The organism is Bacillus sp. MN7755 (assembly GCF_054771475.1).
In genome coordinates, this window is record NZ_BTRL01000019.1 from 66,988 (window position 1) to 91,460 (window position 24,473).

At 36.1% G+C, this 24,473-nt stretch carries 30 protein-coding genes and 1 pseudogene; 21 read left to right on the forward strand and 10 right to left on the reverse strand.

Annotation, left to right across the window (positions count from 1 at the left end; all coding sequences use genetic code 11):
* Positions 1–313 precede the first annotated feature (313 nt).
* Genes ACYVEC_RS22150 through ACYVEC_RS22160 form a run of 3 tightly spaced genes read right to left on the reverse strand, consistent with a single transcriptional unit; the run spans position 314 to position 3,266 of the window.
* Positions 314–1,465: an ABC transporter permease gene (locus ACYVEC_RS22150; RefSeq protein WP_412678171.1), complete on the reverse strand. Its 1,152-nt coding sequence runs from the start codon at positions 1,463–1,465 to the stop codon at positions 314–316.
* 26 nt (positions 1,466–1,491) lie between these two features.
* Positions 1,492–2,166, reverse strand: a complete 675-nt coding sequence (locus ACYVEC_RS22155; RefSeq protein ID WP_000609098.1) for an ABC transporter ATP-binding protein — start codon at positions 2,164–2,166, stop codon at positions 1,492–1,494.
* Positions 2,163–3,266: an efflux RND transporter periplasmic adaptor subunit gene (locus tag ACYVEC_RS22160; protein ID WP_063223732.1), complete on the reverse strand. Its 1,104-nt coding sequence runs from the start codon at positions 3,264–3,266 to the stop codon at positions 2,163–2,165. The genes ACYVEC_RS22155 and ACYVEC_RS22160 overlap by 4 nt, the downstream gene beginning before the upstream one ends.
* Positions 3,267–3,477: 211 nt before the next feature.
* Here ACYVEC_RS22160 and ACYVEC_RS22165 point away from each other — a divergent pair, with 211 nt between their 5' ends.
* On the forward strand, positions 3,478–4,212 hold the full coding sequence (locus tag ACYVEC_RS22165; protein ID WP_063223734.1) for a YwaF family protein: 735 nt from the start codon (positions 3,478–3,480) through the stop codon (positions 4,210–4,212).
* A gap of 15 nt (positions 4,213–4,227) precedes the next feature.
* A pseudogene (locus tag ACYVEC_RS22170) lies at positions 4,228–4,464 on the forward strand (peptide ABC transporter permease); the annotation flags it as partial.
* A gap of 44 nt (positions 4,465–4,508) precedes the next feature.
* On the opposite strand, the gene brnQ2 reads toward ACYVEC_RS22170, so the two are convergent.
* The 4 genes from brnQ2 to ACYVEC_RS22190 form a co-directional block, all read right to left on the reverse strand.
* Entirely contained in the window at positions 4,509–5,825 is a 1,317-nt protein-coding gene (gene brnQ2 / locus ACYVEC_RS22175) for a branched-chain amino acid transport system II carrier protein BrnQ2 (RefSeq protein ID WP_063223738.1), read from the reverse strand.
* A gap of 219 nt (positions 5,826–6,044) precedes the next feature.
* Positions 6,045–6,614, reverse strand: a complete 570-nt coding sequence (gene cotJC, locus ACYVEC_RS22180) for a spore coat protein CotJC (protein WP_000265276.1) — start codon at positions 6,612–6,614, stop codon at positions 6,045–6,047.
* Positions 6,615–6,626: 12 nt separating this feature from the next.
* Positions 6,627–6,890, reverse strand: coding sequence for a spore coat protein CotJB (locus ACYVEC_RS22185; RefSeq protein WP_001076510.1), 264 nt, complete (start codon positions 6,888–6,890; stop codon positions 6,627–6,629).
* An 8-nt stretch (positions 6,891–6,898) separates the two neighbouring features.
* The gene (locus ACYVEC_RS22190) at positions 6,899–7,114 is read right to left on the reverse strand and encodes a spore coat associated protein CotJA (protein WP_001046257.1); all 216 of its coding nucleotides are present in this window, start codon (positions 7,112–7,114) and stop codon (positions 6,899–6,901) included.
* Between the two features lie 48 nt (positions 7,115–7,162).
* Here ACYVEC_RS22190 and ACYVEC_RS22195 point away from each other — a divergent pair, with 48 nt between their 5' ends.
* Both ACYVEC_RS22195 and ACYVEC_RS22200 read left to right on the forward strand, forming a co-directional pair.
* Entirely contained in the window at positions 7,163–7,576 is a 414-nt protein-coding gene (locus tag ACYVEC_RS22195) for a VOC family protein (RefSeq protein ID WP_142332735.1), read from the forward strand.
* Between the two features lie 14 nt (positions 7,577–7,590).
* On the forward strand, positions 7,591–8,370 hold the full coding sequence (locus ACYVEC_RS22200) for a DUF2935 domain-containing protein (protein WP_199677939.1): 780 nt from the start codon (positions 7,591–7,593) through the stop codon (positions 8,368–8,370).
* 17 nt (positions 8,371–8,387) lie between these two features.
* Here ACYVEC_RS22200 and ku read toward each other — a convergent pair whose 3' ends face one another.
* Positions 8,388–9,200, reverse strand: a complete 813-nt coding sequence (ku, locus tag ACYVEC_RS22205; protein ID WP_098555738.1) for a non-homologous end joining protein Ku — start codon at positions 9,198–9,200, stop codon at positions 8,388–8,390.
* A 350-nt stretch (positions 9,201–9,550) separates the two neighbouring features.
* Here ku and ACYVEC_RS22210 point away from each other — a divergent pair, with 350 nt between their 5' ends.
* The 4 genes from ACYVEC_RS22210 (at position 9,551) to ACYVEC_RS22225 (ending at position 11,295) form a co-directional block, all read left to right on the forward strand.
* On the forward strand, positions 9,551–9,832 hold the full coding sequence (locus ACYVEC_RS22210) for a YkvA family protein (RefSeq protein ID WP_048526326.1): 282 nt from the start codon (positions 9,551–9,553) through the stop codon (positions 9,830–9,832).
* A 17-nt stretch (positions 9,833–9,849) separates the two neighbouring features.
* On the forward strand, positions 9,850–10,455 hold the full coding sequence (locus ACYVEC_RS22215; RefSeq protein ID WP_071711315.1) for a DedA family protein: 606 nt from the start codon (positions 9,850–9,852) through the stop codon (positions 10,453–10,455).
* 106 nt (positions 10,456–10,561) lie between these two features.
* A complete protein-coding gene (locus ACYVEC_RS22220; protein WP_336448194.1) occupies positions 10,562–10,930 on the forward strand; it encodes a DUF3992 domain-containing protein in 369 nt (122 codons plus the stop codon).
* Between the two features lie 20 nt (positions 10,931–10,950).
* A complete protein-coding gene (locus ACYVEC_RS22225; protein WP_000525812.1) occupies positions 10,951–11,295 on the forward strand; it encodes a DUF3992 domain-containing protein in 345 nt (114 codons plus the stop codon).
* Between the two features lie 58 nt (positions 11,296–11,353).
* On the opposite strand, the gene ACYVEC_RS22230 is transcribed toward ACYVEC_RS22225, so the two are convergent.
* Complete coding sequence (locus tag ACYVEC_RS22230) at positions 11,354–11,743, reverse strand: S-Ena type endospore appendage (protein WP_231428401.1); 390 nt, start codon at positions 11,741–11,743, stop codon at positions 11,354–11,356.
* Here ACYVEC_RS22230 and ACYVEC_RS22235 point away from each other — a divergent pair.
* The 4 genes from ACYVEC_RS22235 (at position 11,649) to ACYVEC_RS22250 (ending at position 15,054) form a co-directional block, all read left to right on the forward strand.
* Positions 11,649–11,846 (forward strand): hypothetical protein, encoded by a 198-nt coding sequence (locus ACYVEC_RS22235; RefSeq protein ID WP_228490043.1) that lies wholly within the window; start codon positions 11,649–11,651, stop codon positions 11,844–11,846. The genes ACYVEC_RS22230 and ACYVEC_RS22235 overlap by 95 nt on opposite strands.
* 287 nt (positions 11,847–12,133) lie before the next feature.
* The gene (locus ACYVEC_RS22240) at positions 12,134–14,593 is read left to right on the forward strand and encodes a LamG-like jellyroll fold domain-containing protein (RefSeq protein WP_460508347.1); all 2,460 of its coding nucleotides are present in this window, start codon (positions 12,134–12,136) and stop codon (positions 14,591–14,593) included.
* An 80-nt stretch (positions 14,594–14,673) separates the two neighbouring features.
* A complete protein-coding gene (locus ACYVEC_RS22245; protein WP_063223751.1) occupies positions 14,674–14,877 on the forward strand; it encodes a hypothetical protein in 204 nt (67 codons plus the stop codon).
* 12 nt (positions 14,878–14,889) lie between these two features.
* Positions 14,890–15,054 carry a hypothetical protein gene (locus tag ACYVEC_RS22250; RefSeq protein WP_098555733.1) on the forward strand — a complete coding sequence of 55 codons (165 nt, stop codon included), beginning with the start codon at positions 14,890–14,892 and terminating at the stop codon, positions 15,052–15,054.
* Positions 15,055–15,088: 34 nt separating this feature from the next.
* Here ACYVEC_RS22250 and ACYVEC_RS22255 read toward each other — a convergent pair whose 3' ends face one another.
* Positions 15,089–16,492: an amino acid permease gene (locus tag ACYVEC_RS22255; RefSeq protein WP_063223753.1), complete on the reverse strand. Its 1,404-nt coding sequence runs from the start codon at positions 16,490–16,492 to the stop codon at positions 15,089–15,091.
* 277 nt (positions 16,493–16,769) lie between these two features.
* Here ACYVEC_RS22255 and ACYVEC_RS22260 point away from each other — a divergent pair, with 277 nt between their 5' ends.
* From ACYVEC_RS22260 to ACYVEC_RS22300, 9 genes are all read left to right on the forward strand, one after another.
* Positions 16,770–17,897 carry a cation:proton antiporter gene (locus tag ACYVEC_RS22260; protein ID WP_080468592.1) on the forward strand — a complete coding sequence of 376 codons (1,128 nt, stop codon included), beginning with the start codon at positions 16,770–16,772 and terminating at the stop codon, positions 17,895–17,897.
* Positions 17,898–18,022: 125 nt separating this feature from the next.
* Positions 18,023–18,352 carry an outer surface protein gene (locus ACYVEC_RS22265; protein WP_098555731.1) on the forward strand — a complete coding sequence of 110 codons (330 nt, stop codon included), beginning with the start codon at positions 18,023–18,025 and terminating at the stop codon, positions 18,350–18,352.
* Positions 18,353–18,369: 17 nt separating this feature from the next.
* The gene (locus ACYVEC_RS22270) at positions 18,370–19,233 is read left to right on the forward strand and encodes a MurR/RpiR family transcriptional regulator (RefSeq protein WP_000648163.1); all 864 of its coding nucleotides are present in this window, start codon (positions 18,370–18,372) and stop codon (positions 19,231–19,233) included.
* A 149-nt stretch (positions 19,234–19,382) separates the two neighbouring features.
* Complete coding sequence (gene murQ / locus ACYVEC_RS22275) at positions 19,383–20,267, forward strand: N-acetylmuramic acid 6-phosphate etherase (protein ID WP_063223759.1); 885 nt, start codon at positions 19,383–19,385, stop codon at positions 20,265–20,267.
* 24 nt (positions 20,268–20,291) lie between these two features.
* A complete protein-coding gene (locus ACYVEC_RS22280) occupies positions 20,292–21,656 on the forward strand; it encodes a PTS transporter subunit EIIC (protein ID WP_063223761.1) in 1,365 nt (454 codons plus the stop codon).
* 48 nt (positions 21,657–21,704) lie between these two features.
* The gene (locus ACYVEC_RS22285) at positions 21,705–22,769 is read left to right on the forward strand and encodes a DUF871 domain-containing protein (protein ID WP_199677936.1); all 1,065 of its coding nucleotides are present in this window, start codon (positions 21,705–21,707) and stop codon (positions 22,767–22,769) included.
* Positions 22,770–22,929: 160 nt separating this feature from the next.
* Positions 22,930–23,334 (forward strand): DoxX family protein, encoded by a 405-nt coding sequence (locus tag ACYVEC_RS22290; protein ID WP_001077751.1) that lies wholly within the window; start codon positions 22,930–22,932, stop codon positions 23,332–23,334.
* Positions 23,335–23,488: 154 nt separating this feature from the next.
* Positions 23,489–23,890 (forward strand): nuclear transport factor 2 family protein, encoded by a 402-nt coding sequence (locus ACYVEC_RS22295; RefSeq protein ID WP_063223765.1) that lies wholly within the window; start codon positions 23,489–23,491, stop codon positions 23,888–23,890.
* 87 nt (positions 23,891–23,977) lie between these two features.
* Complete coding sequence (locus tag ACYVEC_RS22300) at positions 23,978–24,460, forward strand: PRK06770 family protein (protein WP_063223767.1); 483 nt, start codon at positions 23,978–23,980, stop codon at positions 24,458–24,460.
* The last annotated feature ends 13 nt before the right edge of the window (positions 24,461–24,473 follow it).

Consider the following 24,473-nt stretch of genomic DNA (forward strand, 5'->3'; position numbering starts at 1 on the left):
AAAACGACGTATTTTGCTGTTGGAACAGGTGATTAGTTATGTAAAAATAACTATTTTGGCTGTGGAGGAATATAAATGAGGTGAAATTTAATAAAAAATCGCCATAATTGTTACAAAATAAGTCGAGGTATGGAAAAAATTACGCCTTGATTTTGGTCTGTCACATATTATTTTTGCAATAATAGGATTCTATAATAGCTTTAGTAGGTTAAAATAATTAAAGGTGTTTATAACGTGAAACATATATAATAGAAGAAACACGATTTAATAGATAAATAAAAAACGTAAGAGTGTAAACTCCTACGTTTTTTATTTATTCATATCGTAAACATTCAATTGGATCCAGTTTTGCAGCTTTGTTAGCTGGTAGTAGACCGAATATAATACCGATTAACATTGAGATACCTACTGCAAGAAGTCCAAGTTCTTTTGAGACAACGAGTGGCCATCCGGCAAAGATTGAGACGATCCAAGCGAAGAAGATACCGAGCATGAATCCGATGAAACCACCGAGTCCTGTTAAAATACAAGATTCGATTAAGAATTGTGTTAACACTTTACCGCGCGTTGCACCAAGTGCTTTACGAATACCGATTTCACGTGTACGTTCTGTTACAGATACAAGCATAATGTTCATTACACCGATACCACCAACAAGTAAGGAAATAGCGGCAATACCACCGAATACCATCTTCATCATACCGATTGATTCATCTAATTGCTTCGTAAATTCACCTAAGTCCTGTGCTTCGAATTTATGCTCAAATTTAGGAGCTTTCATTTCATTTAAAACAGAAACGGCTTGTTTTTCTACACTTTTACGCTCTGTCGGAGAGGTCATTGTTAATCTTACAGAGTCATACTCATTTACTCCTGAAATGACAGGCGCGTTTTCAAGTGACGTATAACCTTCAGGCATAGGCATTCCGAAGTCGTTTTTCGTTTCGTATACACCGACTATTTTATACGGCTTTCCTTTTATATCTGTGTATTGATTTGATTCCCAACCACTAAATAATTTGTTGAAAGCTTCTTCATTTAATATAACAGCAGGGATTGCTTGGTTTAATTCGCTGTCGTTTAATTCACGACCGTGAACTAATTTTATTTTCGAATCTGTCATAAAGGCGCCTGTTCCACCTTTTAAATCAAGATTTACATCTTTTGAACCAGAAGATGCTTTTACTTTCATACTTACATCAGGATACACATCTTTAACGCCTGGTACAGTTTGCAGACGGTTTAGCATATCAGCTGTAATTTTGGCATTATCTGTTCCATAGTCAGGATTGTTGTAGTAAATCGTTACTTCGTTATCTTTTCCTTGGCCTAATTCTTTTTTAAACTTTGCGTTAGTACCATCACCCATTGAAATGATAGTAATAATGGCACTAATACCGATAATAATACCTAACATCGTTAAGATAGAACGCATTTTATGAGCAAAGATAGAGGAAAGGGCCATGCGTATATTTTCACTCGTGTTCAAAATTAACCTCTCCAATCTTGGACGATATTTCCGTCACGAATTACAATTTGGCGGGCTGCTGCTTCCCCAATTTCACGATCGTGGGTAATCATAATGATTGTTGAGCCTTGTTTATTTAATTCGTAAAAGAGGTCCATAATCTGTGTACTTGTTTTCGTATCAAGTGCCCCCGTCGGTTCATCGGCTAAAATGAACTTTGGATTATTTACAATTGCACGTGCAACAGCGACACGCTGTTTTTGTCCACCTGATAATTCGTTCGGTAGGTGAGTAGCACGATCAGCTAAACCTACTTTTGTTAAAGCAGCTAATGAGCGCTCACGTCTTTCTTTTTTATCGACTCCAGCGTAAATAAGAGGTAGCTCTACATTTTGAAGTGCTGTAAGTCTCGGTAATAACATGAAGTTTTGGAATACGAACCCGATCTCTTTATTACGAACGCGTGCAAGTTCTGTCTCAGACATGTTTGAAATATTTTGACCAGCTAGTTCGTATGCACCTGTCGTCGGTTTATCTAAGCAACCGATAATGTTCATTAATGTTGATTTACCAGAACCAGATGGTCCCATAATAGAAGTGAATTCTCCTTGGTTCAGTGTTACGTCAATGCCGTGTAATATTTGAACGGATTCTGCACCATTTTGGAAAGATTTCGTGATGCCTTTTAAGTTAATCATTCAACGACAACCTCCATACCATCTTTTAAGTCTTTTTCAGGTTTAGAGATAATTTGTTCTCCTTTTTTCACTCCAGAAACTTTTGCTTCGCTATCTGTTTCGAATTCAATAGTAACCGCTTGTTCTTTCGCTTTGCCATCTTTTACAACGAAGACAATATTTTTGTCACCTTTTTTCACGATGCTACTTTTCGGAACAATCGTACCAGTTGCTTCGCCAGATTTACTTGTTACGTAAACGTGGAAGCCGTTTTGTAATTCTTCACTATTATCTAATGTGACAGTGAATTGATAGTTAGAAACTGTTTTGTTTTCATCCATACTCTTTAATGGTGTAGAACCGATTTCTGTTACTTTTCCTGTCCAAGTCTTACCAGCGACCGTTTTTGATGAAACAGTTACTTCTTGCCCAACTTTCATACTAGCAAGCTCATATTCAGAAAGTTGACCTTTTACTTTAAATGGACCAGCGTGACGAAGTGTAATGCCGCTCATACCTGTTTTTTCATCAGCAATTTTTACGATATCATCAATTACGCCATCAGCAGGACTTGTTATAGAAAGTGTGTTTACTTTCTCTTTTGCTGCTTTAATCATTTCATCAGCTTTTTCAACTTCAAACTTTTTCATTTCAAGTTGTGATTCTAGTTGTTGCACTTCGATTTCGGATGCTTTTAATGCTTCAGCGGGAAGGCCTGCATTTTTATCTTTTTGTAATTTTTGTTTCGCTGTATCAATTTGTTTTTGGAACAATGTTACTTCTTTTTGTGCAATTTTCTTTTGCATTTCTGCTTCTGTTACACCTTGTTTTGCAGTAGGGTCATTATATTTAAAAAGGAGTTGACCTTTTTTCACTTCATCACCTTTTTTTACAGATAATTCATACGTACCTTTTGTTGGATCAAATGAAATTGTTTCAATTCCGCTTGGAATGACTTCACCGCCAAATTTTTGCGCGTTTTCAATTTGTTTTTCTGTTACTTTATATCCGCTATATGCCATTGCAACATCTGAACCACCGCCAGCAAATGCAAAATATGATCCAGCTGCAATACCGATTGCTACTACACTAGTAATTAACACTTTATTTTTCTTCTTCATCTATTTATCACCTTTTCGTTCGTTTTAGTATCTACATTCAGTATAGAAGAGGTAAAGAATCTGACAAATCGTTTTAGCTTACAATAACCTTACAGTTTTGTAAGGTATGAATATGTAAATGTGAGGTAGAGGTTGTCCTAGTGTAAGCAAATGAATTGACTCGTCGTTTCTTTCTTACAATAATATTGTATGGAAGAGAGGAGGAAGGAAGATGGAAGCTTATTTTAGTGCGCATCCATTAAAACCATTTATTCCATACTCAAGGCAACATGTCCTTATATTATTTATTATGTTGGTGGGGATATTTTTTCTGTATCAATATCAAGATTTATTGCGTCAAAGTGAGTGGAATATAACGGTTCGATATGCGATTGCATTTCTATTTATAGGGAGTGAAATTGGACTTCATATGTGGGAGTGGAAAGCGGGGATTTTTGAGCTAGCCACTTCATTACCGTTTGAGTTGTGTACGATTAGTTTGTTGTTAGCGTCAATTATGATTGTAACGAAAAGTTATCGCATATATGAGATTGTATTTTTTACGGGAATTATTGGTGCATCACAAGCTATTTTAACGCCGAACTTGCAGTATGCTTTTCCGCATTTTCGATTCATTGAATATTTCATCGCGCATGTATTACTCATTTGGGCACCGCTCTTTATGACTTGGGTAGAAGGGTATCGTCCGACAGTACAATCTATTAAACGCACGATGATATTTTTAAACATATTGATTCCAATTGTTTCTTTTGTGAATTACAAAACGGGTGGAAATTATATGTTTTTAGCTCATAAGCCAGAAACTGCTTCATTACTTGATATGTTAGGGCCGCATCCTTACTATATTATTTCATTAGAACTCGCAGCGCTTATTGGATGTTTTATTTTGTATATGCCGTTTGCGAAAAGAGAAAAACAGGTACACAAAGAATCGTTAGGGTCATAACCTAGCGATTTTTTATGGTCAGGTTTAATTGGAGTCTATTTTAGATCATTAACAGTGAATCCGTGGATTCCTCTCGTTCCCATTACATTTTTTGGACTCACTATTTTTTCAGGAAATATGATTGTAAAAAGTATAGAAGAGGCGATGATGAAAGTAAGGTTAGGGGGAGAGATAAAGAGGGATGTTGTAGAAGAGGAACAATCTGCTGTGCAGTCAAAAGAAGAGTTATTTACTTTTAAACATACGATGTGAAGAGAAAAAGAAGCAAGCACGGATTTCATGCTTGCTTCTTTTCTTTATTTTGTAGAAACTTCGCCTTCAGCTTCTGTTTGCGGAATAAAGTATCCAATTATACCACCGATGATTGCTGGAATAATCCAGCCGATTCCTAAGTTATAAAAAGGAATGGTGTGTACGATATTAGCGATAAAGTTTGGTATCATTCCCACATTATCAAGTGCGTGAACACAGCTAATAATGAATGCTGCGATCATTGCTCCGATGTAGACAGAAGGTTTACGTTTCGTATATTTATCAATAAATGATACGAAAATTAAAATGATTGTAATTGGATATAAAATAATTAATACAGGTAATGTAATTTTAATTAGTAAGCTTAAGCCTAAGTTTGAAATAACGAAGCTAAAGATACAAACGTATAGTACGAGCTTTTTGTAAGAAACGTTTGTTAGTACTGTTGCGAAATAGTTTGCGAATGCACTTACAACGCCAATTGCTGTCGTTAAACATGCAAAAATAATTGCGATACTTAATAAAACATTACCGCTTGTCCCAAAGAACTGGTACATAACAGTAGCTAATAGTTGACCACCGTTCTCGAATTGTCCTAAGTTGCCGTTTGAAGCGCCGATATAACCAAGTAAGAAATAAACAATTGTTAAGAATAGAGCTGCAATGCTCCCACAAATAATTGTATATTTTGCGATCGATTTTTTCTCTTGTATACCGTTTTGGCGAATTGCATTTACAACGATTGTTGATAACACGAGAGCACCAATTGCATCTAATGTTAAAAATCCTTCAAGAAATCCTTTGAAAAATGGAATTTCTTTATAGTCACCAACAGGTTCTGCAAACGTTCCTGGTGAAAGAATCGCTTTTGTTGCCATAATTGCAATAATTACAAGTAGAATTGGCGTTAATATTTTTCCGATATGATCTACTAATTTTGATGGATTTAATGATAAGAAGTAGACGACTGTAAAGAAAATCGCACTAAAAACTAACATAGAGTACCATTGGTCTGGGAAAAGTGGTGCAATCCCAATTTCGTAAGATACAGATCCAGTTCGTGGAATAACAAATAGTGGGCCGATTGAAAGATAAATAATGATAGCGAATACTGCTGCGAATTTTGGATGAACACGGCTTGCTAAAGTGTTAAAACTACCACCGGCAAGGGCAACAGCGACGATAGCTAGTAAAGATAAACCGACGTCTGTAATAATAAATCCTGTAATGGAAATCCACATATTTTCTCCGGAAGAAAGACCGAGAAGAGGCGGGAAAATCATATTACCAGCACCGAAGAAAACTGCGAATAGTAATAAACTAATCGAAAGTATTTGCGCTGGTTTTAAAGTTGTACGCATATAAAGAAACTCCTCCTAATGAGTGTTTTTGTCGAAAATTCAAACAATTTGTCGAGTAACTGTTATTATTTTAAAGGTCTGATGACTAGAAAGCAATAGGGAATTTTAAAAACATTTTAAAATAATGCGTAAAATTGAATAAATATACTATTTATATGCTTAATATAGGAAGGATTTAACTTTAAACGTAAAAAAACACATATCGCTAGGATATGTGTTTTAAAAAAATATTTTTTTATCACGTTCTTCTTTTAAAATTTCAACTGCTTCTCGGAAACGTTGTGAATGGACAATTTCTCGTTCGCGTAAGAATCTCAAGCTATCATTTATATCGGGATCGTCAGATTGGTTAATAAGCCATTGGTATGTGGCACGTGCTTTTTCTTCAGCCGCAATATCTTCGTATAGGTCGGCAATTGGATCGCCTTTAGCTTGTATATAGGTTGCAGTAAATGGAACACCAGCTGCGTTATGGTAGTGAAGTGCGCTGTCATGGTCGACGTAATGAGGATCGAGACCAGCTGCCTTCATCTGTTCAGGAGTCGCATCTTTCGTCAGCTTATAAACCATCGTAGCAATCATTTCAAGATGAGCAAATTCTTCTGTACCAATATCGGTAAGGAGGCCAATGACTTTATCGGGAATTGTATATCGCTGATTTAAGTAACGGAGTGCAGCAGCTAACTCTCCATCTGCACCGCCATATTGTTCAATTAATAATTTTGCGAGTGCTGGATTGCAAGTTCCTACTTTAACTGGGTATTGCAATTTTTTTTCATAAATCCACATAGTTTCTCTCCTTTATATTTGCCATGGCCAAGGACCTTTACTCCATTCCCAAGGGGCATTAGAATAGCTATTTCCAAACTGTTGGAGTGGTCCGTATTTTTCTTCCATCTTTTGTTTTAATACTCTTCGTTTATAGGAAAAGTCATTAAATTGATTAATAGCAGCGGTGTCATCTGGATGTGTATCTAAATAAAGAGTAAGTTCAACTAGTACAAAGTCCAGTTCTTGAAGCTCCAGTAAAAGCTGATAGTATTCTTCTGGTAGCGATTGATTCACGTCAATAGTCACCGCCCTTTTTTATAAGGATTTTCATAATAGTCATAAAAAACAGGCCATAAAGTCCCTTTTTGTAGCGCTTCTTTTGGCGTGAATTGCGGTAAGTTTGGCGGTTGAAAGCCTAAAAATAAATTAGGAGGAGTAGAATAATATTTTTTTCCGATAGGAGGACAAGGATCGAGAGGACTATGATAGGGCACGAATGATCTCATATATTTATTCACGAATAAACCTCCTTAAATGTTCATTACTATGTATTCTATTCAGACATAATGAGCATTTATGACACATATAAAAAAGTAATAGGTACGGGGGGAATGAATGTGGAGACTGTGAAACAATTCATTGTATTGAAAGTGAAAAACTTAAAGGAAACTTTGTATTTTTACGAAGGGATTTTAGGAATCAAACCTAGTTTAGAAAGACCACAATCAGATGTAACAGGGGTTTGGTATGATGCTGATTCAACGAGAATTAGTTTTGTTATGAATCGCATGTTGGGTGGGCAGGAGAAGAGTGTTATGAATTCATGTGAGGTTATAACATTTTCGATTTCTAACATAGAGAAGTTAAAAAAGAAGCTAGCGTTTTATGAAATTTTATATACAGAAAATAAACGTGAGAAGAGTATTGTAGTACAAGACCCAGATGGATATAAACTTGAAGTAATAGAAAAGGATGAATAAACGGAGGGGATTTAGTGGAGAGGAATTATGAAGAAAGTGCGTTATTTGAGCATCAATTTTGGCTAAAAGTGCTAAGTGATCACTCGCAATTTTTACTTGATGCGTTAGCTTCAAAGGAAAAAGAGGATATAAAAAAAGCTACTTACTTTGTTGAAACATTTAAGAATTTGTTAAATAAAGTTCAGAATGTCAATCTTATTACATTTTCAAAAGAGGCAGAACAAGCTGCAAAGGAAATACGAACATTTAAATTAAATATTATACAGAAACAGTTGGAAGGGAAGATTACAATTCATTTTACGCCAACTTTTATTAATCATATGGTAAACGAAGTGGAAGAGTATATAACGGTTTTAGAGTTTTTGAAGAAAGGGGAAATTCCACCTGTTTTTCATGAACTGCATTATCATCTCGTTTGGTTAACAGATGCAGCTGGTCATGCAGGCTCTATTTCTGGTGGGTTAGATCTTGTTGAAAAAAGATTAAAAGAGAAAAGTGAAGAATTCGAGAAGCACTTTGAACAATTTTATTTGAAGGCAGTTGAAATGACAGGGTATTTAAGAACAGAGCTTCATCATTTTCCTGCATTAAAGAAGTTTACAAAAGATGTTTCACTTGAACTAAAATTATTTTCACATTTTTTACATGAAGTTGAAGAATTGGAGTTGTCGAATGAAATATTAAGTGCATTATCAGCGAGAATGGCAGATCATATGGCAAGAGAGGAATGTTATTATTTATTAAAATTAGCTCAATCATCTGGACTCGAAATGCCGAAATGTAATCCGCTTTAAAGAACAAGAGGCCGATATCATTTGGCCTCTTGTTCTTTTTTATTTTCTCTTTTTATTTGTGCTTGTTCAATACTTGCCTGTAATGTCTCCATAATATTGATGATGTTTGGAGCAGGAGAGATTGTTTCCGTTTTTTCCTGTTGTTCAACTTTATTTTCGATTAATTCGGTAAGAGCTTCTTTATACTCATCTGTATACATTTCTTGTTCAAAAGGATTTGTAAGATGGTGGATTAAATTGATTGCCGCGGTGAGTTCTTGTTTTTGGATAGGATAATTCTCGTTACTTGGTAAGTTAGGTGTTTTTGTTATATCGCGAATTTCATTAGGATAGTGAATGGTTTGTAACATAAGCCCATCTTCAAAGTTACGGATAATAGCTAAATGTTGTTTTTTTCTAATGGAAATATGGATAAGACCAAGTTTATTCGTACGTTCAAGAGCTTCTTTTAATAATAGATACGATTTTTCGTGTCCTGGAGTAGGGCCTATAAAATAAGAACGATCATAGAGAACAGAATCAATTTCGTTATTTTGGACAAAAGATATAATTCGAATAGATCGTGGTTCGTGAGCTTTTTGCAATGCAGCTAATTCTTTTTCATCCATAATAATGTACTTATGAGGTGCGTATTCATAGGCTTTTACAATATCTTTATCATCAATTTCTTCATCCGTACAATCAGGAGCAAATTTTTTGTATTTAATAGGTGTTAAGCATTCTTTATGGAGACTCAAAAATTTTATATCGTTTTCTTCTACGGCACTGTATAGTTTGATTCCTATATTTAATAGTCCAAGTGAGAGTGCACCTTTCCATACGGTATGCAAATAAAGCCTCTCCTTTCCTTAAAAATGATTATGTATATTATGAGATAGTAAGAAATTTCCTATACGTTTTTTGTTTTTACGGAAGGTTAAGCAGAAGGGTGTGGGATATAAAATATATTGACAAGCCCTCCAAAATATTTTAATGTGATTGTATAAAATTGTGTATATAAAGGGGAGTAACTTATTACAGTAAAGTCGTCATTACAGGGAGAAACCCTCGGCTTTATTGGCAACGTTTCGTTGTTAGTGAGACCTTTACCAGCAATGGTAAAGGCCCCTTATTGTCTTTTTTAGGACCCTTACCATATTTGGTGGGGGCCTTTTTGTATACAAGGAGAGGAGATATAAAAATGAAAAAACTTATTAGTAGATTAAGAGTTGTATTTCATGTTCGCCGATTTGTTCCATTCCTATTTGACTTTTTTACTTCAAAAGAGGTTTCAATAAAGAAGAAAATCTTATCCATTGCTTTTTTAGTTGGTTATGTAGTGATGCCGCTCGATTTAATTCCAGACTTCTTACCGTTTATCGGTATTTTAGATGATATTGGAATTGTGTTATTTATTTTGAACCGAATTGTAAAAATGGCGCCAGTTCAATTACAAGAAAAGCATAACGTAAACGTAGGATAGGAGTTGGGGTAGAAAATATGGAGCAAATTATTTTAGATATAATTGAGTTTTTAAAGCAGTTTTCTTATTTTGGAGTTGTATTGGCTTTAACGTTTGAATTTATTCCGGCAGAAGTCGTTTTGCCCATGGTTGGGTATTGGGTGTACGAGGGAGATATGAATTTTTGGCTAGCTGTATTAGCTGGAACACTTGGCGGAACGACAGGACCATTAACGTTATACGCACTCGGTTATTACGGTGGTCGTCCTCTATTAATAAAATACGGGAAATACTTCTTTATTAAAGAAGAACAAATTCAAAAAGCAGATGATTTCTTTGAGAAGTATGGACCAGTTGTAGCGTTTGTTGGACGCTTTGTACCTGGAGTTCGAACACTTATTTCTGTTCCATGTGGTATGGCGAAAATGAACATATGGAAATTTAGTATATATACATTTGTAGCAATGTTCCCGTTAACGACTTTATATGTCTATTTTGGAATGAAATTAGGTCCGCATTGGGCAAAGGCTGCAGATGTTGTTGGACAATATATGTTACCAATATTACTAGTCGTGGTTATTGTTGTAGGTGGTATATTAATCTATAAATTTATGAAAAAAAGAAACAGAACGGAATCTATCTAGTCAGTAGTAATCAGGTTAAATTTTTGAAAATAGATGAATAGTACAGGCAAAAGACTCTGAAGGACATACACATATAGGGAATATAAAAGAGAGAGGGGAAACAACTATGTCTTGTGAGTGCTCAGGGTCAGCATTAACTTGCTGTCCAGATAAAAATTATGTGCAAGATAAAGTGTGTAGTCCGTGGTCTGGTACTGTAGTTGCAACAGCAATTGATAATGTTCTCTATACAAATAATATTAACCAAAACGTAGTGGGTACTGGTTTTGTTAAATATGATGTTGGACCAGGCCCAATTACTGTAGAAGCGCTGGATTCTGCTGGTACTGTAATAGATACACAAACATTAAACCCAGGAACGAGTATTGCTTTTACGTATCGCCGCTTTGATAGTATACAAGTTGTGTTACCTGCAACACCTGCTGGAACGTATCAAGGAGAATTTTGTATTACAACACGTTATCCACTTTCATAGCAGAATAGGAGAGGATCAAAATGGGAATGAGAAGTTCCAGTTTGTCTTGTTGTTCTAATAAAACGCTTGTACAAGATCAAGTATGTACAGACTGGTCTATTACAGGTGCTGGTACTCAAATTGTATATACAAATAATATTACGCAAGAAGTATATGGTTCAGGTTACGTGAAATATGATGTAGGTGCGGCTCCAATTACAGTTGATTTTTTAGTAGGTGCTACAGTAGTTGACACAATTACTGTACAACCACAAAGTAGTGGTACTTTCACTGTACGTTATTTTACGACTGTTCGAATTACTACAACAGGAACAACTGTTAATCAAGGCGAGTTTTGTATTACAGTACGTTATCCGATTTCATAAAAAAAGTATACCGTAAATGGTATGCTTTTTTAATTAAGGAAGTAATGAAATTGGTATTCTATAAGCAACATGTAAATTGGCAACAGTACTTGCCTTCTAAATATAGTGAAGGATTATTTTGTATATTAGTAAGACTGACTGACTGTAAGTCTTTTCCTGTGTACGATATTGTATTACCAGGAAACACGGTGAAAATATTGGTTACTGCTCCAACAATTTCAATTGTAATTGCTTCTGTGCTGCTAGTACTATTGTAAACCGAGACAGTACCTGATATAGGTAGTATTCCATCACTTTGCCACAGTATCATTGATTGTGATGCATCTTTGGCAGAGGGAATGGTGTTATTCGTTATGAGGAAATTCCCTGCAAATTCATTTGTTACTCGCTCGCAATTTGGATTTGGGGGAGGGGTCGGTGGACAAGGGTCTGGGCAAATGATAGACAAAGGAGCAAAACAGCCAATGTTTTTTTTATTCTTCAATACAACCCCCTCCTTTTTAAGTAGTCTTTTACTACTATTAAATGTAGAAGCATGGCCGATGTGTTAAAAAACGAAGAAAATGTTAAAAATTAAGATTGTCTAATAGGCTTAAAACTTAAATTATTATTCATGTTATAGAAAAGATTATATGTGAATAGACATGGGAAAAGAATGCTCAGACTCTTTTAGACAAAAAGTGGTTGTATAAGATAATACAAGGAATGTTGGACTTCATTTCTAATTAACTATATATTTACAAAAGTCTAACAAAATTCATTTGTTATTTAAACGACATTAATATGTTTTAGATAAAATAGCCCTTGTAATGAATTAATTATTATGAGGAGGATTCACGTGGACAGAACTGCTTTACGAAAAGTAAAAGGTCTTATTGGATTATTAATGGTTTTTGTATTAGCATTTGTATCATTTCCATGGAGTACATCAGTTAAAGCGGAAGAGAAGAAGCAAGAAAAGGCACCTAGTGAAAAGAAGATAGTTTTTCCAGTTGTAAGTGATGTACATATTAAAAATAGTGGAACTGACGATACGTTTCGCTGGAAACGAGCGATTGAACAGCTCAATACGCTTGCACCAAAGCAAGATGCTTTTGTTATCGTAGGTGATTTCACAGATACAGGGTCTGTGCAGCAATATGATCGTTTCATGCGAGTGTATAACGAAAATGCAAATAAAGATGCAGTACGAATGAATTCTCTAGGAAATCATGATTATTGGAACGGTTTATCTGTAGAGGGAGCGCAGAAGCGTTTCTTAGAAAAAACAGGTATGGAATCAATTTATTATCATAAAGTGATAAAAGGGTATCACTTTCTTGTTATGTCGCCAGAAAATGGGACAACACACGGATATTATTCAGATAAGCAAATTAATTGGTTAAAAGAAGAGATGGTGAAAGCACAAAAAGATGACCCAGAAAAACCGATTTTCGTATTTTTACATCAACACATTAAAGAGACAGTTTACGGTAGTCATGAATGGGGAACACAAGATAGCGCAAAAATTAATGCGGTATTAAAAGAATATCCGCAAGCTATTACGTTTTCAGGTCATTCACATTATCCGCTAGATGATCCAAGATCAATTCATCAAAAAGACTTTACATCAGTTGGTACATCTTCAGTAAGTTATATGGAAGTTGAAGGTGGTAAAGTACAAGGGAATATCCCGCCAGGAGCTAGCACGTTAAGCCAAGGTTTACTAGTAGAAGTAGATGATGAAGAAGTAACGATTAATCGTCGTGATTTCCATACAAATTCTTGGACAGGCGAGCCTTGGAAAATTAAATTACCATCAAAGAAAGAAACATTTACACATGTAGAAGATCGTGATAAAGAAAAACCATCTTTTTCGGCAGATGCGAAGTTATCAGTATCAAATATAACAGAAAATGCAGCAACAGTAACATTTTCTCAAGCATTGGACAACCTTCTTGTTCACTCTTATCGTGTACAAGCTAGAGATAAGCAAACAGGAGAAATTAAGAATAAGTTGTTAGCATTCTCAGAGTTTTACCGTGACCCAGTGCCGAAAGACCTTACATTTACACTGGCAGGATTAGATGGCGGAAAAACATATACGCTTGAAGTAGTTGCAATTGATTCATTTGGTAATGAAAGTGTGCAGCCTTTAACAGCAGAAGTTACTACGAAGAAAGATAATATTGATCCGAATGTAAAAGTGCCAAAGGCGGACGTTTTTGATGTGAATTTCTTAGACGGTACATTTAAAGATAACTCACCGTTTGGAGTAAAAGGTGATGTGAAAGGAAATGTATCTATTGCATATGATAAAGCTTTAAAAACAAATGTAATGAAATTGAATGGACAAGCTAATACATTTGGATATCTTCCGTTTTCAGCAGCACAAAAAGAGAAAGTAGCAAATACGTTTACGCTAGAAACTGTATTTTCAATGAATGAAATTCGCGGACAAGGTATTTTACAAAATACAGAGAGTGGCGGAATTGGTTTTGAATCTACAGGAAGTGGAAATGTTGAATTATGGGCTCATATTGGTGGTAGCTATAAACGTGTTGGAGTTCAATTAGAAGCGAACAAAACGTATCACTTAACAGGAACGTATAACGGAAGTGAAGTAGCTATTTATGTAGATGGTAAAAAAGTAAATAGCCAACCAGCTAAAGGGAAAGTGTCTCATCCGAACGTACCATTTGCATTTGGAGCTGACCCTGATAGTAATGGAAATGGCGGTATTCCGTTAAACGGACAAATTGCGCTTGCGAAATTGTATAGTAAAGCGTTAAGTTCTTCAGAAGTATTAGCAGCTTACAATGAGTTTTCTAACCGAACGAAGTTAGAGCAAGTGAACGCGTTATATGAAGAGCTTGGAAAAGTAAAAGAAGTGTTAGCTGGTACGTATGAATTTGGTGATAAGCCAGGTCAATATTCAAAGGAAGCATTTCAAGAATTAGAGAAAAGCTATAATCATGCAAAGCAAGTGTTTGAAAATCTAGCAAGTACTGGGGAACAAATTGTTCAAACATATAATGAATTAAAAACTGCAAATCAAACATTTATACAATCTAAAGTAGTAGAACAACCGAAAACACCGAAAGAGAAATTACAAATTAATATTGAATCTGCAAAAGCAGTAGTGAAAAAAGCACAAGCTGCAAATGTAACGGACGGTTCAGTGAAAGCACTGAGTCAAAAAATTACGGTGGCAGAAGCTGTATTGAAAGATGTAAAAGTAAAAGATGCACAGGTAGAAACGATGAATCGTACATTAGAGTATACGATTTCACTCGTTGAAAAAAGCATAAACAAATAAGAGAGAAGAAAAAGAAGCTTATCATGATGGGCTTCTTTTTTGTTATACTAAAAATAGCATAGAAAAAGGGAGCGAATAATTTGGAACAGAAAAAGCTAAAAAGAATTCTTGAATATGTATGGATCGCGGTTGTGCTCCTTGTAGGATATTATTTATTAAAAGATAAAAGTATATGGATTCTATTTTTAATGACGTTTTTATTAGCGGGTTTAGGCACGTTATTTATTAACTTTTTCTTTGATAGTTTAAATGCATGGAAGAAGAAAAAGAAGGGAACGAAGTAAAGGAGGGAATATATGCAAAAGTGGAAGCTTATATATCAGGTGATTATTTTCATAGTACTTGTAGGTATTGGCGTTTTTAAATATTCTACACCAATAGGAAATTGGGCATGGTTTACAGCTTGCATCGGCATATTTTTCACTTTACAATCGTTAACGAAAAAGCATAATCAGACATGAAGAGAGCTCGCCGTTTTATCGGCGAGCTCTTTTGTTATGCTTTTTTCTGTTCATCATTCTTTTTTTCGCTAGCTAAGTGACTATGTTTTCTAGAGTAGAAGAAATAGAAGCATAAGCCGACTAGAAGCCAAACCGCAAAGCTAATCCATGTCGTTTTAGACAAATTGATCATTAAATATAAACAGCAAAGAATTGCAACAACTGGTAATACAGGTACGAAAGGTGCACGGAATCCGCGTTTTAAGTCAGGATGAGTTTTTCGTAAAATAAGTACAGCGCAGCAAACGAATGTGAAGGCTGTTAACGTACCGATGTTCACTAAGTTAGCTAATACATGTAAGTCTAAAAGTCCTGCTAATAAAGCCGACACAACGCCAGTAATCCACGTGTTTAATAAAGGGATTTTTACTTTTTTATTCACACGTGCTAACGCTTTTGGAAGTAAACCGTCGCGGCTCATCGCATACGAAACGCGAACTTGTCCATACATAACGACTAAGAGAACGGTTGTCATTCCAGTCATTGCCCCAACAGCGAGTAATCCTGCAATGGCATCTTCACCAACGAAATGTAAAGCAAACGCAACTGGATCAGAAACGTCTAATTGTGTATACGGAACCATACCTGTTAAAACGAAAGATACAATCATATATAAAACGGTACAAATGAGAAGGGAACCGATAATGCCAATTGGTAAATCACGCTGTGGTTTTTTCGTTTCTTCTGCAGCGGTTGCGATTGCATCAAATCCTAAGAAGGCGAAGAACACAGTGGCAGCCCCAGTAATAATACCGTCGTATCCGAATGGAATAAACGGTGTCCAATTTTCAGGTTTTACATATTTTGCGCCTGCTACGATAAAGGCGATAATAACAGCTAACTTGATAAGAACCATAATATTATTAATGCGTGCGCTTTCGCGTATACCAAAGCTTAAAAGACCAGTAATGAGTAGTAAAATACAAACAGCTGGTAAATCGATGAGACCACCTTTTCCTACGCCAGGGGCCGAAGCGATTATGGCGGGCAGATGGATGTTAAATCCTTGTAGTAAAGATTGTAAATAACCAGACCAACCGACAGCTACTGCTGCGACTGCAAGTAAATATTCGAGCATTAAACACCAGCCGACGATGAAGGCGACGACTTCTCCAACTGTCATGTATGCGTAAGTATACACACTTCCTGAGACAGGAATAGAAGAAGCAAATTCGGCATAACAAAAGGCTACACAAGCACAAGTAAATGCAGCAATAAGAAATGATAGCATAATACCAGGACCAGAATGTTTTGCTGCGACAATACCTGTTAATACAAAAATCCCTGTCCCAATTACGGCGCCAATTCCTAAAAACGTTAAATCAAGTGCGGTCAATGTTCTCTCTAATTGCCGTGGTGATTCAGTACTAAGCGGTTTTTTTCGTAATAATGACTTCACTTTGGACTCTCCCCCCGTTTTTTCATTTCCATAACTGCGAATATAGTATGAGCCCACTAGAAAAGAGTATGTAAGTAAATGGAGGTACAGTTATGGTGCGTAGTTTTTTAAAATTGCTGGATTAATCTTAATATAATTCAGAATATTTTGTCAAATAAAAATATGACAAATAAAATGCGGATGAATAGGAGAAACTACTTGCAGGAATGGACGAGGGTTAACAGAGTGAAAAAACCCACTCATAAAAGTTTCACTTTATAAAGTAGGAGAAGATGCTATGTTATTTTATTTTGAACTTGTCGTCATTTTACTTTGTACGAAATTAGCTGGTGATATTAGCGTGAGACTCGGCCAGCCTTCTGTACTTGGTAAGTTACTTGTTGGTATTATTATCGGTCCGGCTGTACTTGGTATTATTAATAGTTCTGAACTAATTGATGAATTGAGTGAGATTGGTGTTTTACTCCTTATGTTTATGGCGGGGCTTGAAACAGATCTAGAAGAGTTAAATCGGAATTTGAAATCATCATTTGCAGTAGCGGCTGGTGGAATTATTTTTCCTTTCATCGGTGGTTATGTAACAGGATTGTTGTTTGGATTGATGCAATCTCATGCGATTTTTTTAGGTTTATTACTTTGCGCAACGTCAGTTAGTATTACGGTGCAAACGTTACGTGATTTAGGGAAAATGAATACGAGAGAAAGTACAACGATTTTAGGTGCAGCTGTATTTGATGATGTCATCGTCGTTATTTTATTAGCTTTTGTGATGAGTTTTTTAGGAACACAAGATGTGAATATAACACTTGTTATCGTAAAGAAAATTATTTTCTTTGTTAGCATTGTTTTTATCGCATGGAAAGTTGTTCCGTGGATTATGAAAATGCTTGTGCCACTTCGTGTAACAGAAGCGTTAATTAGCTCGGCTCTTATTATTTGTTTCTCTTTTTCGTATTACAGTGAAATGATGGGGATTGCAGGTATTATTGGAGCATTTGCAGCCGGAATTGCCATTTCTCAAACAGAGTATAAGCACGAAGTAGAACATAAAATTGAACCGATTGCTTATGCGATATTTGTACCAGTTTTCTTCGTAAGTATTGGAATGGAAATTACATTTCAAGGTATCGGAAGTCAGCTTTGGTTCATTATCATCATGACGCTCGTTGCGATCTTCACAAAGTTAATCGGATCAGGTTTAGGAGCAAGACTAACAGGATTCAACTTACAATCTTCTATTAGTATCGGTGCGGGAATGGTGTCGCGCGGAGAAGTAGCACTTATCATCGCAGCAAATGGACTTACGGCGAATCTATTAGCGAAAGAAAATTTCACAGCGATTGTTATTGTTGTTATATTGACGACGATTATTACGCCGCCGCTTTTGAAGAAGTATTTTGTATAGAGGAGAAGAGCTTATCTGATGTAGATAAGCTCTTTTTTTATTCTAAAAAGCAATGATCCTGTAGCATAGAAGGTTTGTAAGTATGGTAAAATCTATGTATATGATGTGGGCAAGGAGAGGGAAGTGTGAAGGTTACAAAGGGGAAGGTTATAGGTGTAATGATATTCCTGTTGTTGTGCATACCATTTACTGCATGGAAAGAATCAAAAGTGAAAGATTTTCCGGTTTCTATTTTTTCTTTCTATGTAGAAGACGAAAACCCGAAAGACTATAAGTACACTGCTTTTGTACCTGACTTTGCAGTTTGGATAGGTGGTTGGGAAAAACAGCAATCTGAAGGTGAAATAACGTCATATAAAAAAGGGGATCGAACTGTAATTGTTCACCATCCACCGGATAATGATGGTTTTTATCTTTATGATACAAAAGAGATTAGAGAATATACGCAACCGTAAGAAGTGGAGGTTAAATAGTGAAAGCTTCTACATTACTATTTAAAATTGAAAGTAATATGGATCAATTTTCACCAGCTGAAAAGAAGGTTGCCATGTACATAATGGAGAATGCAGAGATTGTTCCGAACTTAACGACGAAAGAAGTGTCAACGAATGCAGGCGCAAGTGAGGCGAGTGTTGTTCGCTTTTGTAAGTCGATTGGAATTGGAAGTTTTAAAGCATTTAAAATAGCGCTCGTTCGCGAATTAACGATTGCTGATTATAATATTAACGATTTTTCAGTAATGAATACGGAAGATGGACCGTATGACTTGTTTAATAAAGTTACATATGTGAATAAAGCTGCAATTGAGGCGAGCGTTACTGCTATTGATAAGAAGGAGCTTGAGAAAGCTGCAGATCGTATTGTAAATGCGGATAAAATTATATTTTACGGAGTAGGCGGATCAGCTACCCCAGCGATGGACGGGGCTTATAAATTTACAAGGCTCGGATTTACTGCAATGATGCTATCTGATTTTCATATGATGTTGCCGCTTGTGACAAATTTAAAAGAAGGCGATATATTTGTGGCGATTTCAACATCTGGTCGAACGAAAGATGTACTTGAAATGGCGCAATATGCGAAGAGACAAGGTGCAACAGTTATTGCGATTACGAAGCTTGATCAATCATCACCGTTATATAAAGAGGCAGACATCCGTCTTTGTATGCCAGATGTAGAACAAGATCATCGTATTGCGAGTATTGCTTCAAGAATGACACAATTGAATATGATAGATGCTTTATATGTGATTACTTTTAATCGTATTGGTAATAAAGTGTTGGATCAATTTATGGAGACAAGAGAAGAAGCTTTGAGGTTACGGAAGTTAAAATGAAAAGATGGGGAAACCCATCTTTTTTTTGTACTGACATAAATTCGTCATGAAAAGAAATTAAATTTCATAAAATAATAAAGTAATATTGATTTTAAATTTCTTAAAGTTATAATAAAAGTATGAAATTAAATTTCAAAGTGGGTGGTAATATGTTAGAGAATTTATCGACAGAACATCGTAATGAGAAGACGATGAATTTAGACGAGATGAGCATAAAAGAAGTTTTAAAAAGTATGAATGAAGAAGATCGAACTGTTGCATTAGCAGTTGAAAAAGAGATAGAACAAATTGAAAAGGTTGTAGAGGCTGTTATTCAATCTTTTGAAGAAGAGGGACGTTTAATTTACATTGGGGCTGGTACGAGTGGTCGTTTAGGTATTTTGGACGCAGTGGAATGTCCGCCGACATTTGGCACAGATGATAAAATGGTGCAGGGATTTATAGCAGGTGGTTTGAAAGCGTTTACTAAAGCGGTGGAAGGTGCCGAAGACCGCGAAGAGTTAGCAGAAGAAGATTTAAAAAGTATTGGATTAAACGAGAAAGATACTGTGATTGGAATTGCGGCAAGTGGTAGAACTCCTTATGTCATTGGTGGCTTGAAATACGCGCATAGCGTGGGAGCGAGCACGGCGAGTATTTCTTGTAATAAAAATGCTGAAATAAGTAAATATGCAAAACTAAATGTAGAAGTAGAAACAGGCGCAGAAATTTTAACAGGCTCAACGCGTTTGAAGGCTGGTACAGCGCAAAAATTAGTGCTGAATATGATTTCAACAGCTTCTATGATTGGTGTGGGGAAAGTATATAAAAACTTAATGGTAGATGTTCAGTCTACAAATGAAAAGCTAGTAGAACGATCAAAACGAATTATTGTGGAAGCGACAGGCGCTAGTTATGAAGTAGCAGCAGAGCATTATGAGAAAGCAGAACGTAACGTGAAAGCTGCGATTGTTATGGTGTTATTGCAGTGTGAGTATGGGGAAGCACTGAAGAAATTAAAAGAAGCGAAAGGGTTTGTGAAGAAGGCACTATAAAATAATAGGGAGGGGGATTCTATTATGAGGAAAGAAGAGAGAATGGCGAAAGAAATTTCAGAGCAACTTGGGGGAGTAAAAAATATTCGTGGCATTGCTCATTGTATGACGAGACTGCGATTAACACTTCATGATGAAAGTAAAGTAAACATGGACCTTTTGAAAAAGGTTGAAGGGGTTATGGGTGTTATTGAAGATGAGACGCTTCAAGTTGTTGTTGGGCCAGGGACAGTAAATAAAGTAGCAGCTGAAATGGAAGGTTTAACAGGACTCCGAATCGGTGAAGTGGCAGATCATCATCTTGAAGATCTTGGGCAAGAGATGAAGTCAGAGATTAAGAAGAAAAATAATACACCAGTGAAAAACTTTTTAAGAAAAATAGGAAGTATTTTTATTCCGTTAATTCCGGGTCTTGTTGCATCAGGTATTATAAACGGGGTTGCTAACTTTGCGAAAAACGCAGGTGCTGACCCGAATGCAACGTGGCTACAAATGTTACTACTCATTGGCGGCGGTATCTTTACATTTTTAGGGATTTTAGTCGGTTGGAATACAGCGAAAGAGTTTGGCGGGACACCAGTTCTTGGGGCAATTGCTGGTATTTTAATTTTTAACCCGGCGATGGCGAATGTGAAATTATTCGGTGAAGCGCTCGTACCCGGACGGGGCGGATTATTTGCAGTTATTTTTGCAGCGTGGCTTATGGTTGTAGTGGAAAGACAAGTTCGAAAAGCAGTACCAAATGCAGTTGATATTATCGTGACACCACTCATTACTGTGTTAGTGGTGAGTATCGTAACGATGTTGGCAATTCAGCCGGTAGCCGGTTTCTTATCTGAAGGAATTACTAGCGGAATTAATGGCATTTTAAATATTGGCGGCGCGTTTGCGGGAGCAGTGCTTGCTGGAACATTTTTACCGCTCGTTATGGTCGGATTGCATCACGGTTTAACACCAATTCACATGGAGTTTATTAATCAAACGCACGTAACACCTTTATTACCAGTACTCGCAATGGCTGGTGCTGGGCAAGTAGGAGCAGCCATTGCGATTTTTGTAAAAACAAAAAACAAACGACTTCGTAACGTAATTAAAGGTGCATTACCAGTTGGGTTCTTAGGAATTGGTGAACCGTTATTATACGGGGTTACATTACCACTTGGGAAACCGTTTCTCACTGCTTGTTTAGGGGCAGCTGTCGGCGGTGCATTCCAAGCAGTTATGCAAACAGCTGCACTTGGAATTGGTGTATCAGGATTATCATTAATTCCGTTAATTGCTGATAATAAGTATTTATTATATTTCCTTGGATTAGTAGTGGCATATACTTTCGGATTTATCTTTACGTACTTCTTCGGATTCAAAGAAGAAATGGCAGAAAACATATAGAGAAAGGGATTCCTTTCTCTTTTTCTATTCATAGAAAGGGAGATTCATATGATAGGAGTTTCAATTTATCTTTCAAAAGAACGAGTAAAAAAGCAAGAAGAATGGCTAAAAGTGGCGAAGGAAAACGGGTTTTCATCTATTTTTACATCACTTCATATACCGGAGGATGATCCTGGTACGTATAAAGAGTTAATTCAAATACTTGGGAAGCAAGCTCTTGAAAATGAAATGGAATTAATGGTCGATGTTTCTCCAAAATCGCTACACCATTTAGGTATGACGTACGAAAATATGGAAGAGTTAGTAGACTGGGGCATTACTGGTTTACGAATGGATTATGGCATCACGCCGAAAGAAATTGCACGCGTATCTCATAAAATGAAAGTAGCTTTAAATGCGAGTACGATTACAGATTCCTTTTGGAAAGAGTTACTTTCAGAAAATATACGAGTAGAGAATGTAGAAGCGTGGCATAATTTTTACCCGCGTCCAGAAACAGGACTAGCAAAGTCTTTCTTGCAAAAACAAAACCAATACTTACATGAGTGCGGGATAAAAACGATGGCATTTATTCCGGGAGATGGGGAAAAACGTGGTCCGTTAAATGAAGGCTTACCAACTTTAGAAAAACATCGTTATATGCGACCGCTGGAAGCGTACTTAGAACTTGTACAAGATTGTGGTGTAGATAAGGTGTTAATTGGAGATATAAGCGGAAGTCTAGAAAGTGTACAAGAGATAGCGAGTGCGAGTAGAGGGATTATTCCGCTGCGGTACAAATCGTTTATATGTGATAAAGAAGTATTAAAAGTGGTGGAGAGAGTGCATACAAATAGACTAGATCCGGCTCGTGATGTCATTCGGTCTGTAGAATCACGAGAAGAACATAAAGTGATGTTACAGCCGATGCATACCATTTCAAGAAAGAAAGGTAGCATTACAATTGATAATGAACTGTACGGTAGATATGCTGGGGAGATGCAAGTTGCCACACATGATTTGCCTGTAGATGAGAAAGTGAACGTCGTTGGCATGGTTGTAGAAGAAGACTTGTCTTTATTGCCGTTTGTTGGCGCTGGAAAAATGTTTCAACTTTTTTGTGCGATAGAGTAAAAGCTTGAATTAGCGCTACTTTGTAAGAAAACATTATCCGTAAAAGGGATAATGTTTTTTGTTTTGGTTAAAAAAGTATTTGACGAATGAAATGAAATACCGTATTGTTTTGACTTGTAAATAAAAGTTTACCATAACAAAACAAAAAGGAGAGAAAAAAATGAATCAATATATTGGGAATTTAATTATTCGTATCGTATTAGGAGTGACATTCTTTGCACACGGCTTAGCGAAGTTTCAATCAGGTATCGATAACGTAGCAGGCTGGTTTACAAGCATCGGCTTACCAGGTGGCCTTGCATATGGCGTAGCAACAGTTGAATTAGTTGGTGGTATATTATTAATTATCGGTTTAGGTGTACGATATGTAGGATTGTTATTCGCTCTTATTTTAGCTGGAGCTATCGTAAAGGTAAATGGAGCGGCAGGATTATTAGGAGATGGAAAGAATCCAGGATATGAATTAGACCTTGCATTATTATCAATGGGTGCGTATTTATTTGTTGTAAAAGCAGAAGGATATGTAGATCGTTTCTTAAAAGAGAAAGTAATGAAAACGAAGTAAACTTATTTATAAATTGTTGACTTGAAGAATGATTGTAACTATAATGATTACAACATATAGATTAAGAATGAAACAATTTAAATATTTTTTTACACAAGTTGTAACTGTTTGTGTTACAACTTGTGTAAAAATAAATAAAACAGGAGGAAGTAATATGCCTAAATCAAATTTAGAAATTATTCAAAGCACGTATGAAGGATCCGCTTCTTCGAATGCAAAGCATTTAGCAGAAGCCTTCTCTGAAAAAGTGGAATGGACAGAGGCAGAAGGATTCCCGTACGGGGGAACTTATATAGGTGTAGAAGCAATAATGGAAAATGTATTTGGTCGTTTAGGATCAGAATGGGATGATTATAAGGCAAGTGTAAATACATATCATGAAGTAAGCGGAAAAGATGTAATTATTGCTGAAGGTATGTATTCTGGCGTTTATAAAGAAACGGGAAAATCATTTAAAGCAGAATTTGTTCATGTATGGCAACTTGAGAACGGAAAAATTGTAAAATTCAAGCAATATGTGGATAGTTATATTGTACGAGAAGCAATGAAGGTTTAAAATGAAATAAGGAAACAAATGGAATCGACTGTGCCCAGGCGATTCCATTTGTTTATGTGATTATTAGGGGAATGGGGAGTACATAATATGAAAAAATGGATAATAGGGACAATTACAATGATTGTAATTGTGATAGGGGCTGTATTCGGTACTACTAAACTTCTTAATTATATAGAGGAAGAGGAGAAGAGTCTTAAAACACAAAAAGTAATGGGCCAACAGGAAAAGAAAGTTGAGGAAGAGAAGCCACAATTTAGTGAAGATGAAATTATTTCTACCATGCATAGGATGGTACATCAAAAAGTGAAATCCTCTGAAAAATGGGGATTTATTGAAATGACAAATAAGGAAATTCGTAGTGCGAAGACCGCAGTAGAAAGCAGTACAAATTTTAAACATAAGTCAAAGCTACTTGCCACTTTAGAGCGCTGGGAGAAAGGGGATTTCTCACAAACGGTTGAGGAGCATAACTTTTTGTGGGAAATTCAAGGTGGTGATACTGGAAAGGCAACAGAACGTTTATCGCCAGAAGAAGAAAAGCAGTATGTGAAAGAAATGAAACGTAAATAAAAACATCGCCACT

What these genes read in the sequence shown, in the direction of transcription:
- ACYVEC_RS22160 (WP_063223732.1), bottom strand. Translation starts at nt 3,266, where the DNA reads ATGAAGAAGAAAAATAAAGTGTTAATTACTAGTGTAGTAGCAATCGGT.
- ACYVEC_RS22225 (WP_000525812.1), top strand. Translation starts at nt 10,951, where the DNA reads ATGGGAATGAGAAGTTCCAGTTTGTCTTGTTGTTCTAATAAAACGCTT.
- ACYVEC_RS22290 (WP_001077751.1), top strand. Translation starts at nt 22,930, where the DNA reads ATGAATCAATATATTGGGAATTTAATTATTCGTATCGTATTAGGAGTG.
- brnQ2 (WP_063223738.1), bottom strand. Translation starts at nt 5,825, where the DNA reads ATGCGTACAACTTTAAAACCAGCGCAAATACTTTCGATTAGTTTATTA.
- ACYVEC_RS22250 (WP_098555733.1), top strand. Translation starts at nt 14,890, where the DNA reads ATGCAAAAGTGGAAGCTTATATATCAGGTGATTATTTTCATAGTACTT.
- ACYVEC_RS22155 (WP_000609098.1), bottom strand. Translation starts at nt 2,166, where the DNA reads ATGATTAACTTAAAAGGCATCACGAAATCTTTCCAAAATGGTGCAGAA.
- cotJC (WP_000265276.1), bottom strand. Translation starts at nt 6,614, where the DNA reads ATGTGGATTTATGAAAAAAAATTGCAATACCCAGTTAAAGTAGGAACT.
- ACYVEC_RS22195 (WP_142332735.1), top strand. Translation starts at nt 7,163, where the DNA reads ATGAGCATTTATGACACATATAAAAAAGTAATAGGTACGGGGGGAATG.
- ACYVEC_RS22285 (WP_199677936.1), top strand. Translation starts at nt 21,705, where the DNA reads ATGATAGGAGTTTCAATTTATCTTTCAAAAGAACGAGTAAAAAAGCAA.
- ACYVEC_RS22220 (WP_336448194.1), top strand. Translation starts at nt 10,562, where the DNA reads ATGTCTTGTGAGTGCTCAGGGTCAGCATTAACTTGCTGTCCAGATAAA.
- murQ (WP_063223759.1), top strand. Translation starts at nt 19,383, where the DNA reads ATGTTAGAGAATTTATCGACAGAACATCGTAATGAGAAGACGATGAAT.
- ACYVEC_RS22260 (WP_080468592.1), top strand. Translation starts at nt 16,770, where the DNA reads ATGTTATTTTATTTTGAACTTGTCGTCATTTTACTTTGTACGAAATTA.
- ACYVEC_RS22165 (WP_063223734.1), top strand. Translation starts at nt 3,478, where the DNA reads ATGGAAGCTTATTTTAGTGCGCATCCATTAAAACCATTTATTCCATAC.
- ACYVEC_RS22215 (WP_071711315.1), top strand. Translation starts at nt 9,850, where the DNA reads ATGGAGCAAATTATTTTAGATATAATTGAGTTTTTAAAGCAGTTTTCT.
- ACYVEC_RS22150 (WP_412678171.1), bottom strand. Translation starts at nt 1,465, where the DNA reads ATGGCCCTTTCCTCTATCTTTGCTCATAAAATGCGTTCTATCTTAACG.
- ACYVEC_RS22295 (WP_063223765.1), top strand. Translation starts at nt 23,489, where the DNA reads ATGCCTAAATCAAATTTAGAAATTATTCAAAGCACGTATGAAGGATCC.
- ACYVEC_RS22300 (WP_063223767.1), top strand. Translation starts at nt 23,978, where the DNA reads ATGAAAAAATGGATAATAGGGACAATTACAATGATTGTAATTGTGATA.
- ACYVEC_RS22280 (WP_063223761.1), top strand. Translation starts at nt 20,292, where the DNA reads ATGAGGAAAGAAGAGAGAATGGCGAAAGAAATTTCAGAGCAACTTGGG.
- ACYVEC_RS22235 (WP_228490043.1), top strand. Translation starts at nt 11,649, where the DNA reads ATGAGGAAATTCCCTGCAAATTCATTTGTTACTCGCTCGCAATTTGGA.
- ACYVEC_RS22210 (WP_048526326.1), top strand. Translation starts at nt 9,551, where the DNA reads ATGAAAAAACTTATTAGTAGATTAAGAGTTGTATTTCATGTTCGCCGA.